General features: G+C 62.9%; 11 protein-coding genes. 5 read left to right on the top strand and 6 right to left on the bottom strand.

From position 1 onward, the window contains the following. Window positions 1-135: 135 nt before the first annotated feature. The 4 genes from repA to FHX03_RS17345 all read left to right on the top strand — a co-directional run bounded on the left by repA (window position 136) and on the right by FHX03_RS17345 (window position 5,008). Window positions 136-1,332, top strand: a complete 1,197-nt coding sequence (gene repA / locus FHX03_RS17360; RefSeq protein ID WP_183777850.1) for a plasmid partitioning protein RepA — start codon at window positions 136-138, stop codon at window positions 1,330-1,332. Next, window positions 1,329-2,324 (top strand): plasmid partitioning protein RepB, encoded by a 996-nt coding sequence (gene repB / locus FHX03_RS17355; RefSeq protein ID WP_183777851.1) that lies wholly within the window; start codon window positions 1,329-1,331, stop codon window positions 2,322-2,324. The genes repA and repB overlap by 4 nt, the downstream gene beginning before the upstream one ends. Before the next feature lie 154 nt (window positions 2,325-2,478). Beyond that, the gene (gene repC, locus FHX03_RS17350) at window positions 2,479-3,693 is read left to right on the top strand and encodes a plasmid replication protein RepC (RefSeq protein WP_183777852.1); all 1,215 of its coding nucleotides are present in this window, start codon (window positions 2,479-2,481) and stop codon (window positions 3,691-3,693) included. Between the two features lie 181 nt (window positions 3,694-3,874). After that, the gene (locus FHX03_RS17345) at window positions 3,875-5,008 is read left to right on the top strand and encodes an RHE_PE00001 family protein (RefSeq protein ID WP_183854730.1); all 1,134 of its coding nucleotides are present in this window, start codon (window positions 3,875-3,877) and stop codon (window positions 5,006-5,008) included. Window positions 5,009-5,149: 141 nt separating this feature from the next. Here FHX03_RS17345 and FHX03_RS17340 read toward each other — a convergent pair whose 3' ends face one another. From FHX03_RS17340 to FHX03_RS17330, 3 genes are read right to left on the bottom strand one after another with little or no spacing between them, the layout of a single operon-like run. Then, window positions 5,150-5,860, bottom strand: a complete 711-nt coding sequence (locus tag FHX03_RS17340; protein ID WP_097625671.1) for a Bax inhibitor-1/YccA family protein — start codon at window positions 5,858-5,860, stop codon at window positions 5,150-5,152. 20 nt (window positions 5,861-5,880) lie between these two features. Continuing rightward, the gene (locus FHX03_RS17335) at window positions 5,881-6,648 is read right to left on the bottom strand and encodes an anti-sigma factor family protein (protein WP_097625670.1); all 768 of its coding nucleotides are present in this window, start codon (window positions 6,646-6,648) and stop codon (window positions 5,881-5,883) included. Then, complete coding sequence (locus FHX03_RS17330; protein ID WP_183777854.1) at window positions 6,635-7,174, bottom strand: sigma-70 family RNA polymerase sigma factor; 540 nt, start codon at window positions 7,172-7,174, stop codon at window positions 6,635-6,637. The genes FHX03_RS17335 and FHX03_RS17330 overlap by 14 nt, the downstream gene beginning before the upstream one ends. Before the next feature lie 154 nt (window positions 7,175-7,328). On the opposite strand from FHX03_RS17330, the gene FHX03_RS17325 reads away from it, so the two are divergent. Next, window positions 7,329-7,610, top strand: coding sequence for a hypothetical protein (locus FHX03_RS17325; protein WP_183777855.1), 282 nt, complete (start codon window positions 7,329-7,331; stop codon window positions 7,608-7,610). Window positions 7,611-7,638: 28 nt separating this feature from the next. Here FHX03_RS17325 and cueR read toward each other — a convergent pair whose 3' ends face one another. The 3 genes from cueR to treY form a co-directional block, all read right to left on the bottom strand. Beyond that, the gene (cueR, locus tag FHX03_RS17320; RefSeq protein WP_097625667.1) at window positions 7,639-8,028 is read right to left on the bottom strand and encodes a Cu(I)-responsive transcriptional regulator; all 390 of its coding nucleotides are present in this window, start codon (window positions 8,026-8,028) and stop codon (window positions 7,639-7,641) included. Between the two features lie 9 nt (window positions 8,029-8,037). Continuing rightward, window positions 8,038-10,563: a heavy metal translocating P-type ATPase gene (locus FHX03_RS17315; protein ID WP_183854728.1), complete on the bottom strand. Its 2,526-nt coding sequence runs from the start codon at window positions 10,561-10,563 to the stop codon at window positions 8,038-8,040. Between the two features lie 119 nt (window positions 10,564-10,682). Continuing rightward, window positions 10,683-13,292 carry a malto-oligosyltrehalose synthase gene (gene treY / locus FHX03_RS17310; protein WP_183854726.1) on the bottom strand — a complete coding sequence of 870 codons (2,610 nt, stop codon included), beginning with the start codon at window positions 13,290-13,292 and terminating at the stop codon, window positions 10,683-10,685. Window positions 13,293-13,309 lie beyond the last annotated feature (17 nt).

Here is a 13,309-nt window from a genome sequence, read left to right as displayed (position 1 = left end):
AGAGTTGGCCGCGGCCAACCGGGCCGGAATGGGCTCCTGGCCCCCGTTGTTGCCGGAAATCCCGAATCGTGTCACTTTCGATACGCTTTTTGACGCTATGTTGACAGAAAAGCGCATCGAAAAGGATTGGGTGTTTTGGACAACATTAGCGTATCGACGACAGATGTGCGGATCGAGCGGCATGCGAACCAGCTTTCGCGGCAATTGAAGCTTCTCCGCGACAAGCTGTTCCCGCCGCTCTCGCAAAAGACGCTGCGGACATTTTCTTCAGGCGAGGCCGCCCAGATGATCGGCGTGTCCGACGGCTATCTTCGCCAGCTTTCCCTCGATGGCAAGGGGCCCCAGCCGGAGCTTTCTCAGAATGGCCGGCGCTCCTATACGCTCGGCCAGATCAATGAGTTGCGCCACTATATGGCGAAGCTGAAGCCGAAGGACGCGCTATCCTATCTTCCCTGGCGGCGCCCCGGCGAGAAGCTGCAGACGGTTGCCGTCACCAATTTCAAAGGCGGCTCGGCCAAGACGACGACGACGCTTTATCTGGCGCAGTATTTGGCGCTGGCGGGTTATCGGGTGCTCGCCATCGATCTCGATCCGCAGGCCTCGCTTTCGTCCATGCTGGGCGTCCAGCCCGAATTCGATCTTTCCGATGGCGATACGCTTTATGGCGCCATCCGCTACGATGCCGGCCGCAAACCGCTGAAAGACATCGTCCGCAAGACCTATTTCGACGGGCTCGATCTGGTGCCGGGCAATCTCGAACTGATGGAGTTCGAGCATGAAACGCCGCGGGCGCTCAATGATCGGCAGAAACCGGCCGAGCTGTTCTTCCGCCGCGTCGGTGTCGCCATTGCCGAGGTCGAGGCCGAGTACGACGTGGTGGTGATCGACTGCCCGCCGCAGCTCGGTTACCTGACCCTTGGCGCCGTCTGCGCGGCGACATCGCTGCTCATCACCATCCATCCGCAGATGGTCGACGTCGCCTCGATGTCGCAATTCCTGCTGATGACCTCGGATCTGCTTTCCGTCGTCCGCAAGGCCGGCGGCGATCTGCAGCACGACTTCATCAAATATGTCGTCACCCGTCACGAACCCTTCGATGCGCCGCAGTCGCAGATCGTTGCGCTGCTGCGCAGCCTGTTCGGCGACGACGTCTTGACGGCGACCATTCTCAAGTCGACGGCGATCGCCGATGCCGGTCTGACCAAGCAGACGCTGTTCGAAATCGAGAAGGGGCAGGTGCGCCGCTCGACTTACGACCGGGCGCTGGAATCGGTCAACGCCGCCAACGGCGAGGTTCTCGCCGGCATTCACAAAGCCTGGGGCCGGACATGAGCAGACGCGATCGCCTGAAAGGTCTTTTCGACGACACGGCGCAGGAGTTGGCCGCGGCCAACTACGAAGAACCGTCTTCGCGCGGTTCGGCTGGGCCTGTCCGGACGATGGCGTTGACCCTCGGGCGCATGGAGGAAGAGAGCAGGGCGATGCACGAAGCCCTGCTTTCCGGCGAACGCATCGTCGAACTCGATCCCGATCTGATCGATTCCTCCTTCGTCCGCGACCGCCTCGCCGACCAGCCGCTCGATATCGACGACGAGCTGGTGCAGTCGATCGCCGAAAACGGCCAGGAAGTGCCGGTTCTCGTTCGTCGCCATCCCGATGATGAGAGCCGCTACCAGATCGCCTACGGCCATCGCCGCCTGCAGGCCGTCAAGCTGCTCGGCCGCAAGGTGCAGGCGATCGTCCGCAGCCTTGACGATACCGATGTCGTCATCGCCCAGGGCATCGAAAATTCGGCGCGCCGCAACCTTTCCTATATTGAGCGCGCGGTCTTTGCCCTCAATCTCGAACTTAAGGGCTTTGAGCGTCCGGTCATCATGAAGGCGCTGTCGACCGACAAGACGGAGCTGTCGAAGCTGCTCTCCGTCGCCAGGGCCATCCCGGCCGAGATCGTCAGGTCGGTGGGTGCCGCGCCCGCCATCGGGCGCCGCAGATGGATGGCGCTTGCTCAGGACTGGAACGGGATGACGGCGGCGCGGCTTGCCAAGCTCATCGGCTCGGAAAAGTTCATGGGCGAGGAAAGCGACCGCCGCTTTGAACTTCTGGTGGCCGAGCTCGCCAGGAAAGAGGCGAAGCCCGAAGCCACGGAATATGACTGGAAGCCGAAGAGCGGCGGCAAGATTGCCGGCCGAATCAAGAGCGCCGGCAATTCCTTCACGATCGCGTTGAAGACCGGCGATGCGCCGGATTTCGGCGCTTACATTTCACGCCGTCTCGATGAGCTTTACGAAGCCTATCGGGCCGGCAGGTTGCAAGCAGGAGAATAGGCCGCAAAAGAAAAAAGCCTCCGAACGTTGCCGTCGCGGAAGCCTTTCTCATATCTGGACAATCTGAGAATCGCACTTCCTCGAATCACTGTCAAGCATCTTCGGCATCCTTTTGGGTGGTAGATTTCTTTTGCCTTGAAAAAAGGTGAGAGACATGGAGCCTCAATACGTATCGACGCCCTTTGGGCGCCGATCGATGACGCTTGGCATGCTGGCAAGCCAGGAAAGCGCCAGCAAGGTCGAACCGGACGCATCGGTCGATAAGTGGAAGATTTTTCGCGCGCTCTGCGAAGCAAAGGACATGGTCGGCGTATCCGATCGTGCGCTCGCCGTTCTCAACGCGCTGTTGACCTTCTATCCAAAGAACGAGATTGCCGAGGCCAACGGCTTCGTGGTCTTTCCCTCGAACGAGCAGCTATCGCTGCGCACGCATGGCATGGCCGGAACGACGCTGCGGCGGAACCTGGCGATGCTGGTGGAAGCCGGGCTGATCATCCGGCGTGACAGCCCGAACGGGAAGCGGTTCGCTCGCCGTAACGGCGAGGGCGGGCTTGGCGAGGCCTTCGGCTTCAGCCTGGCGCCGCTGCTGGCGCGTGCCGGCGAGATCGAGGCACAGGCGGCTCAGGTGCTCGCCGACAAGCTCGAATGGAAGCGTCTGCGGGAGCGGCTGACGCTCTGCCGACGCGATATCAGCAAACTCATCGAGATCGCCCTGGAAGAGGAAATCGCCGGCGAATGGATCGAGATGCAGAGGCATTTCACGCTGCTTTCGGCAAGCCTGCCGCGCCGCCCGTCGGCCGCCGAGATGGAAAGCCTGCTGACCGATCTCGAAGCCTTCCGCGAATTGATCGTCAAGACGCTGGAACTGAAGGCGAAAACAGAAAAATCAGACGCCAATGACAGCCAAAACGGTCGGCACATACATAATTCAAACCCACACCCCTTATCTGAACTTGAACCAAGCTTCGAACCGAAGCAGGGGGCAAAGCCGGAGGAAGAACCGCGGCCGTGGCGGGAGCCGCCAAAATCCTTCCCACTTGCGATGGTGCTGCAGGCCTGCCCGGAGATCGTCGCTTATGGGCCGGGCGGCGGGATCGGCAGCTGGCGGGATCTGATGGCGGCGGCCGTCATCGTCCGTTCCATGCTGGGCGTCAGCCCGAGCGCCTATCAACTGGCCTGCGATGTCATGGGGCCGGAAAACGCCGCGACGGTGATCGCCTGCATCCTGGAAAGGGGCGGCCATATCAACTCGGCCGGCGGCTATCTGCGTGATCTGACACGGCGGGCCGAGCGCGGCGAGTTCTCGCTTGGGCCGATGCTGATGGCGCTGATGCGGGCAAATGGTCCGGCAGCGAGGAAAACCGGATGAACGGCGATGAAATAGGTTCGCGCCAGTTGCGACAGCTAGAAGATATGCGGCGCGTCGCTCAGCCGTCTCGACCGCTTCCTTCCCTGACCATTCTGTTTGAAATGCGCCGTTAACCATGTCATAGATGGCGGAAGGAAACGTTTGCTTTGCTTCCATTTGTAAAAAACCGTAAAGCTTAACAATGCGCTACGAAATCGACAGTGCGATGCTTCAAACCCTGCTTCCGTCCTTTGCCGCAGCAGAGGATGCGCTGGCGCGGCTGGACGAACGGGTGCTGCGTTCACCGGTCGGCGAGGGGTTTGCCGAACGCAGTCATTTCTTCGATGCCGCCGGCGCGCTGTGGGTGGCCGGCGAACTCGTGCATGTCGAAGATCTGGTTTTGCACGATGCGCATATGGACAGCCGGGCGCCCAGCCACGAGCTGACGATCGCCCATTCCGTGCTGCGGGCCCGCCGGCGCATCTGGACCGGGGAGCCTGCCTGGGCGCTCGGAGCCTCGGGGCTTGCGACGCTGACGGCGACGCTCGGGGAAGGGGAGGGGACGGTGCCTGAAGTAAAGAGCCCCGCAGTCCCGGTCGAGACCGACGAAGAGGGCGGGGATGAGGACGGGCCGCTGGCTGCCGAGATGGCCGAGATCGATGCGCTGCTTGCCCGCTCGCAGAAGCTGCTCGACATCCATACAGGCAAGGCGCCGGCAAGCGAGACGGTCGCCGCTGCCCCGTCACGGCGCAATGACGATCCTCTCGGCTTGCTGGGTGACGACGAATGGGACGAGGAACAGCGGCTTGCCGAGTGGCGCAGCCTATTGCCATTGGCTGACAGCTTGCCGCCGGTTCTCGGCGCCATCATCCTTTTCGAAGCCTGGGAACGGATCGAGCCATTGCGGCGTCAGCATTGGCTCGGCGGTCTTCTGGTCGCAGGCCATCTGCGCGCCCGCGGCAAGGTCGCCTCGCATCTCTTTTCTTTTTACGGCGGGCTGAAGCTGGTGCGCCATGAACGTCGCCGGGCGCGCGATCGGGCGACGCGGCTGCAGGCCTTCCTGGAGGCGATGCATCTGGGGGCTGCGGCCGGGCTGAAGGAACTCGACCGGTTGTCGCTCGCCCGCACCCAGATGGAGCTGCGCTTCCGCGGCCGCCGCTCGAATAGCAGCCTGCCCGATCTTGCCGATTTCATCCTGTCGCGGCCGATGGTCTCGGCGGCAATGATTGCCCGGCATCTGCGCATTACGCCGCGGGGCGCGCTGAACCTCGTCAACGAGATCGGCATTCGTGAAATCACCGGCCGCGGCCGCTACCGCGCCTGGGGCATCATCTGAAACGAAAGCGGCCGGGTCGACGACCCGGCCACACTGGCTCTATGTTATCCATGTATTTAAAGTGAGCACCCGATCCGCCATCCTGTCACAGAGTGCAGACCAGGCGCTCTTGCGCTTCCATTGCCCCCAGAAGCGCAGTCCCTATTCCCGCTCGCCCGTGAAGTTGAGCAGAAGCTGGAAGATGTTGACGAAGTTCAGGTAGAGCGAGAGCGCACCGAAAACGGCGAGCTTCTGGTTCGATTCCTGATCGTAGTTTTCCGAATACTGTTCCTTGATGTTCTGTGTGTCGTAGGCGGTAAGGCCGACGAAGACGACGATGCCGATCACCGAGACGGCGAACTGCAGCGCGGACGAACCCAGAAAGATGTTGACGATGCTGGCGATGACAACGCCGATGAGACCCATCATCAGGAACGAGCCCATGCGCGACAGGTCACGCTTCGTCACATAGCCGTATAGGCTCGTCGCGCCGAACATCGTGGCGGTGATGAAGAAAGTCCGCGCAATGCTCATCCCGGTGAAGACCAGGAAGACGGAGGCGAGCGACAGACCCATCACGGCGCAGAAGGCCCAGAAGGTGATCTGCGCGGTGCTGGCCGACATCGTCTGGATGCGAAACGAGAAGAAGAAGACGAAGGCGAGCGGCGCCAGCATCACCACCCACTTGAGCGGCGAGCCGAAGATCGGCACGTAGAGAGCTGGCGTCGAGCCAACGACGAAGGCGACGAGGCCAGTGATGACGAGACCGAGAGCCATGTAATTATAGACGCGCAGCATATGCTGGCGCAGGCCTTCGTCGAAGGCGGCCTGGGTGCCGGCCACGGCGCCGTAGCGGGAATTGATCGGGTTCATGCTGATCTCCTCGGTTTGAACTAATAGAGCGAACGGGCGAGCCGCTCGGCCGCCTGATCGAGATTGAGGCCGCTTTCGTCGGCGATCAGCGCATAGGCGACCTCGCCGATCTGCCAATAGGCGGCTTCTGCTTTCTCAAGTGCGAGATGGCTGACCGGCTTGACCTCGAATGCCCCCGGGCGAACGGCGAAAAGCGACAGCCGTTTTCCATCCGACTGCTCGATCGCCATCTCGACACTGGGGCCGAATTCGGATGGGAAGATCTGCACGTCGGCAACCTTCCAATCCGCAGGCAGTTCCGGCATCACGATGGCGGTAGCGGCGCGAATATCGTCAGCGCTGTAGGTGGTCGGCGTCTGCGGGGGCATCGATTGCCGCAGGGCCGCGGTCTGATAGGCACGGACGGCATCCTCGACATAGGCGGGTGCCGGCACCGATGCCGATACCTCGGTTGCCGAGAAAGCGCCGAAGGAATTATGTGCCACCCAGCCGGCGGTCACCAGAATGCCGACAGCGGCAATGCGCTGCATGGAATGGAAGATGCGGCCATAGGAAAGGCCACGTTCCAGCCGGCGGGCCGCATCGCGGGTCTCCGGGCGGCCAAAGGCGCTTTCGCCGGCGAGCGCCAAGCGCAGCTCGCCCTTGACGCTGAGGTCGGCCATGACCTTGGCGGCAATCGCCGGATGGTCTGAGAGATAGGATTCCACCTGGATGCGGCGGGCGACATCGAGTTCGCCATCCACATAGGCGTCGAGATCGGCATCGAGGATCGGATCAATTGCTTTCATTGCCGTCTCCTCCGATCAGTCTCAGATGCGACTTGCGCGGCGTGTTCTCCTCGAATTCGCGCAATTGCGCGCGGGCGCGGGAGATGCGCGACATCAGCGTCCCTATCGGAATGCCGAGCGCATTGGCGGCTTCCTGGTAGGAAAGGTCTTCGATTGCAACAAGATGCAGCGCCTCGCGCTGTTCCTCCGGCAGGCCGAAAAAGGCGTCACGCACCTGCTGCAGGCGCACGGCATGTTCCTGGCCGGCCGGCAGCGACTGCTCGGCCTCGACAGCCGCCTCGTCATGGCGGCGGGTCAGCGATCGGTTCTGGCGCAGGCGGTCGATATGAGCGTTGTGCAGGATAGAGAGCAGCCAGGTGCGCAGATTGCCGCCGCTGCGGAAGCTCTTTTTCTTCTCGAGCGCACGCACCAGCGCATCATGCACCAGATCCTCCGCCTCGTCCGAATTGCGCACCAGCGAGCGAGCATAGCGCCTGAGCGCTGCAAGCTGTCCGATGACGTCGAAGGGGCGTTCTTTGCGTTCCATGATTGAGTATACGCAAGCGCGGCCGATTTTATTCCCGGCGCGGCTAAAAAAATCATGCGGGCCGAAGATGCCGTTGCCGCACCTCAAATCCGCGATTGTTTATGACAATTATATGACAGATCATGACGCCGCTGATTTGAGGGGAAAATAAAGAATGAAAGATAAGAAGCGGGTCTACGAAGCTCTCGTAGACGGCGCCATGGAAGGGCTGACGGATCAGGCGCTCTATGATTTCGTCAAAGCGCGTTGTCCAAACGCCACCAGCAAGAAGATCGTCCGGGCCTCGCTTCTCGCCTTGATCGATCCCCATCTGAGAGACCGCAATATTCTCGACGTGATCTACGCGCTTGCGATCAAACATCGGCTGGATGACGGCGAGGGAGAGGGAGCTCCATCGGCGCTGGCAGCCAATCAGAACATGCCGCAGCTTTCCTGAACAGCGCCATCTGCGTTTCCCAACATGGTCAGCCGCCGTCCGAAAGTCCTTCGAGGATCGGACAGTCCGGCCTGTCATTGCCGTGGCACGCATGCACAAGATGCTCCAGCGTGCGGCGCAGTTGCGAGAGTTCGCGGATTTTGCGGTCGATCTCGGCAAGCTTGGTCTCGGCGATATCCTTGACGTCGGCGCTTGCCCGGCTTTTGTCCTCATAGAGCGCCAGCAACTGCCGGCATTCCTCGACGGAAAAGCCGAGACCGCGCGAGCGCTGCAGGAAGCGCAGCTTGTGAATGTCGGTCGCGGCATAGTCGCGGTAGCCGTTTCCGCCCCTTTCGGGGCGGATCAGGCCGATATCCTCGTAATAGCGGATGGTCTTTGAAGGCAGGCCGGACTGCTCGGATGCTTCGCCGATATTCATCGCCATCTCCTATAATTTTGCAAAGCGCAGTCTCAGCGCATTTGAAATCACCGAGACCGATGAGAGGCTCATCGCCGCTGCCGCGATCATCGGCGATAGCAGCAGCCCGAAGATCGGATAGAGCACACCGGCTGCGACCGGCACGCCGAGCGCGTTGTAGCCGAAGGCGAAGCCGAGATTCTGGCGGATGTTGCGCATCGTCGCCTCGGCCAGCCGCCGCGCCCTGACGATGCCGGTGAGATCGCCCTTCACCAGGGTAATGCCGGCGCTTTCCATCGCCACGTCGGCGCCGGTGCCCATGGCGATGCCGACATCGGCAGCAGCGAGCGCCGGCGCGTCGTTGACGCCGTCTCCGGCCATGGCGATGACGGCGCCCTTGGAGCGCAGTTCGTCGATCAGCGCGCTCTTGCCCTCCGGCAGCATGTCGGCGCGGACCTCGTCGATCCCCAGGCTTTTTGCCACCGCCCGCGCCGTGCGCTCATTGTCGCCCGTTGCCATGATGATCCTCAGACCGCTGTCGTGCAGCGCCTTGATAGCGGCTTGAGTGGTCGGCTTGATCCGGTCGGCAACGGCGACGAGACCGGCAAGCGCGCTGTCGACCACCACGAACATCACCGTCTTGCCATCGCCGCGCAGGGCTTCGGTCTTCTCGGCAAGCGCCGAAGCATCGATGCCGAGATCGGCGAGCATCGCCGCATTGCCGAGCGCCACCATCGTGTCACCGGCAAGACCCTGAACGCCCTTGCCGGTCTTTGCCTCGAAGCCGGTGACCTCGACGAAGGCGACGCCGCGCTCCTCGGCGCCGGAAACGATCGCTTCGGCCAGCGGATGTTCGGAGCCGCGCTCCAGGCTGGCGGCCAGCGACAGCAGCCGGTTTTCGTCGGTTCCACCGAAGGCGACGATGTCGGTAAGCTTCGGCTTTCCCTCGGTCAGCGTGCCTGTTTTGTCAACGATCAGCGTATCGACCTTGGAGAAACGCTCCAGTGCTTCGGCGTCCTTGATCAGCACGCCTTCTCCAGCGCCGCGCCCCGTCGCGATCATGATCGACATCGGTGTGGCAAGACCGAGTGCGCAGGGGCAGGCGATGATCAGAACGGCGACGGCGGCCAGCAGCGCATTGGCAAGGCTCGGCTCAGGTCCGACCGCTGCCCAGACGATGAAGGCAAGGATGGCCGCGGCGACGACCGCCGGCACGAAGAAGGCCGACACCCGGTCGACCGCCCCCTGGATCGGCGCCCGCGAGCGCTGCGCCTTGGCGACCATGTCGACGATGCGCGACAGCACCGTGTCGGCGCCGACCTTCTCGGCCGACATGACGAGCGCGCCGTTCTTGTTGATCGTGCCGCCGGTCAGTCCGTCGCCTTTCGACTTCTCCACGGGCAGAGGCTCGCCTGTAATCATCGATTCGTCGACGGTCGACTGGCCCTCGAGGACGGAGCCATCCACCGGCACACGCTCGCCCGGGCGCACGCGCAGCCGGTCGCCGGTCTCAATCTCGTCCACCGGCACGTCACTCTCGCTGCCATCGGCACCAATGCGGCGTGCCGTCTTCGGCGCGAGATCGAGCAGCGCGCGGATCGCCGAACCGGTGCGCTCGCGTGCCTTCAATTCCAGCACCTGGCCGACGAATACGAGAGCGACGATGACGGCGGCCGCTTCGAAATAGATCGGCACGGCGGCGCCATGGCCGCGAAAGCTCATCGGGAAGATCCCTGGCGCGAGCGTGGCGACGAGGCTGTAGACATAGGCGGTGCCGACGCCGAGACCGATCAGCGTCCACATATTCGGGCTGCGGTTGACGACGGACGCCCATGCACGCCGGAAGAAGGGCAGGGCCGCCCACAGCACCACAGGCGTTGCCAGCAACAGCTCGATGTAACTCGCCTGCGGTTCGCCGATCGCTTCGCGGAGCGGCAGGCCGAGCATCGGTCCCATGCCGAGGGCGAGCAGCGGCAGAGCCAGGATGGCGCTGACCCAAAGCCGTCTGGTGAAGTCGACAAGTTCCGGGTTTGGGCCTTCGCCGGCTGGCGGAATGCCCATCGGCTCCAGCGCCATGCCGCATTTCGGGCAGTCGCCAGGCCGGTCGCTGACGACCTCCGGGTGCATCGGGCAGGTATAGAGCGTGTCCTTCGGCGCCGGCTTTGCCGCCGAGCGGTTGCCGTCGCGATAGGCGGAGGGATCGGCTTCGAATTTTGTCCGGCAAGCGGCCGAGCAGAAGTAGAATTTCTCGCCCTCGACTTTCAGAAAATGTTTCGCCGTCGAGCGATCGACGGTCATGCCGCAGACGGGATCCTTTGCCGTCAGGTAATCCTGCGGCGCGGCCGCAAATTTCGTCCGGCAGCCCTCGGAGCAGAAATGATAGAGACGGCCGGCGTGATCGAGCGATGACTTGCCGACCTCCGGATCAACGGTCATGCCGCAGACCGGATCGCGGGTCATGACGCCGGCAGTCTTTTCCGGGCCATGGCTGCAACAGCTGTGATTGTCATCAAGGATGTGACCGTGATGGTGATCGTGGTCGTGTTTGATATTCATGACTATCTCCTATGCCCTGGGGCAGTTGGAGATGCTTATCCACCTTCCAGCAACTGGAAGGTCAAGCGCTAATTTTGACAAGGCCCATTTTTTGAAGCCGGCGCTCTATCGCCCGATCCTCAGATCGGGCTGATCAATCCGACCGGCTGGCTGCCGAGCAGGGCGGCGACCGCAATGCTGCCGCCGGGTTCGATCGTCTTGCCGGTCACCAGATCCGCCTTCAGCCCATGGAGAGGGGAGGGGACGGCGATCGCCGTATCCTCCCAGAATTCCGGGCCGGCAAAGAGCACGCCGGGGTCGAGCCAGCCGAACATCAGCCGGGGTGCGGCGACGATCGCGAAATTGTCCTTGTGCACCCGGGCAAACGCCAGCAGGTGCTCGCGCCGGCTGCCCGTCACTTTCAGCGGCAGATAGTCACCCCTGGCAAAGAGTGCCGGGTGCCGCTGGCGCAGCTGCAGGCCGATCGCGACGATGCGCTGCTTCAACGCGGCCGCCTGAAGCTTGGCGATCGGCCCAGCTTCAGTGAGCCAGGCGGTGAGCCGTTCATGATCGGCCGGCCGGCGGTTGTCGGGATCGACGAGGCTGAAATCGAAACCCTCGGAGCCCTGGTAGATGTCGGGAATGCCGGGCGCCGTCAGCTTGAGGAGCGTTTGCGACAGGCTGTTAAGGTAACCGGCGGCGATGAAGGGCTGCAGCACCCTTTCGAAATCCTCGAGGAAGGCGTCGTTCTCGGATGAAATCAGCGCCGCCGCATAGGCCTTCACCGCGTCTTCGTAAGCGGCATCCTGTTCGATCCAGCCGGTGTGGAGTTTCGCCTCGCGCACCGCCTTGACCGCGTAATCGGTAAAGCGCTCGGCAAGCTCGGCCGTCTGAGCTCGGCCGAAATCCTCCGGCCAGATGCCGGCCAACGCCTGATAGAGCATCCATTCGACATTCGGCTCCGGTGCTGCTCCATCCGGCAGCTCCGTCAGCCATGGCCGGTTCATCTCACGCCAGCGCGCCACCGCCTGCGCGAAAACATCCGCGCCCTCGCTCAGCGCATAAAGCCTGGCGCGCGCATCCTCGCCGCGTTTGGTGTCATGAGTGGCGCTTGCCGACAGCCCGTGCGGCTGCAGCCGTGCCCGGTCGGCCATGCGGCGATGAAAACCCTCCGGGCCATCCGGCGCCTTGCCGGGTTCACCGCCGACTTCGTTTGCGGCAAGCAACCGGTTATAGCGATAGAACAGCGTATCCTCAGTCGCTTTCGCCATCACCGGCCCGCTCAATTGCTGAAAGCGGATGCGGAACTCATGGGCCGCATCACCGTCGACCTTGCCTTCGAGAAGCCGCAGCACATGATCAAGGGCCCGCCGATCATCGAGCCGGGCCATGGCTTGCGATGCAGTTGCGGCAAGGACGGCTGAATCCTGCCAGGCGAGCGGACCGCCGTCGCCATAGGTGCGGTAGACCGGGAAGGCGATCAGCAGCTCGGTCAGCGCCGTGGCGATCTCGTCTCTGTTTATCTCGGGAAAGATCCCCACCGCGATCGCTGCCAGCCTGCTGGTCTCGCCGGCGAAGTTGCGCTCGACCATCAGCCGCTTGGCAAGCCGCCGGCCTTCCTCGAGATCGCCGGTCTCGCCGGCGAGGCTGCGATAGGCATCATCCAATCTGCGCAGGCCGCTGCCGTCAACGAAGAGTTCGCTGAGTGCCGCGATGAATTCATATCCCGTGGTGCCCGAGACCGGCCAGCTCTCCGGCAGCGCTTCGCCGCCCCCGAGGATCTTTTCCACGACGATATAGGTGTCCGGCCCAACCGCGTCCCTGAGCCGGTCGAGATAGGCCTTGGGTTCGGCGAGCCCGTCGACATGGTCGATGCGCAGGCCCTGCACCTTGCCATGGTGCACCAGCTCGATCGTCAGCCGGTGCATGTCCTCGAACACGGAGGGATTTTCGACCCGGGTTCCCACAAGCCCGGTGACCTCGAAAAAACGGCGATAACTCAAATGCCGCGCCGCTTCCTTCCAATGGGTGAGCCGCCAGTACTGTGCCTCATGCAGGCCTTTGACGAAGTCGCGATCGGCGGAGATGTCCTCGAGCTTCTGCCTGAGCACCGCCCGGTCGCCGCCTTCGAAGAGGATGTCGCGCATGGTGCGAACAATGTCCTCGCCGGAGGTTATGGCCGCAGCCTCCGCCATTCTCGTTGCCACCGGATCGTCGAGTCGGTTTGCGATCGCGCCGTAACTGCTGGGGTTGAGCGGCAGCAGCGTTTCGAAATAGGCGAAGGCGAAATTGCCGCGCGTTTCGTCGAGCACGATCCGCAGCTCGCCGGCGGCAAGTGCCGCCTCGAAATCCTGGCCGAGCTGCGGCAGGGTCAGCGGCTCGCTCCAGTCGATGTCGAAGTGGCCGGCATAGGCGCTCTGCCGGCCGAATGCCAGCACGTCGCGCCACCAGCCGTTTTCCGGCGAGGCGGCCATGTGGTTCGGAACAATATCGAGGATGAGGCCCATGCCCGCCGCGGCAAGGCTTTCCGTCAGCCGTTCGAACCCCGCCCGGCCGCCGAGCGCCGGATCGATGTCGTTGGCATCGGTGACGTCATAGCCGTGGGTCGAGCCGTTAACGGCGGTGAAGATCGGTGAGGCATAGAGGTGGCTGATGCCGAGGGTCTTGAGGTAGGGAATGAGGCCGCAGGCACGATCGAAGGTCATGCCGTTGCGGAATTGTATCCGGTAGGTCGCGGTCGGAAGTGTCATGAGGCCGTCTGACGTTG

Source organism: Rhizobium sp. BK456, assembly GCF_014194045.1.
GTDB classification, from domain to species: domain Bacteria; phylum Pseudomonadota; class Alphaproteobacteria; order Rhizobiales; family Rhizobiaceae; genus Rhizobium; species Rhizobium redzepovicii.
The sequence above is the reverse complement of the archived record's forward strand: the minus strand, read 5'-3'. Positions and strand labels throughout refer to the sequence as shown.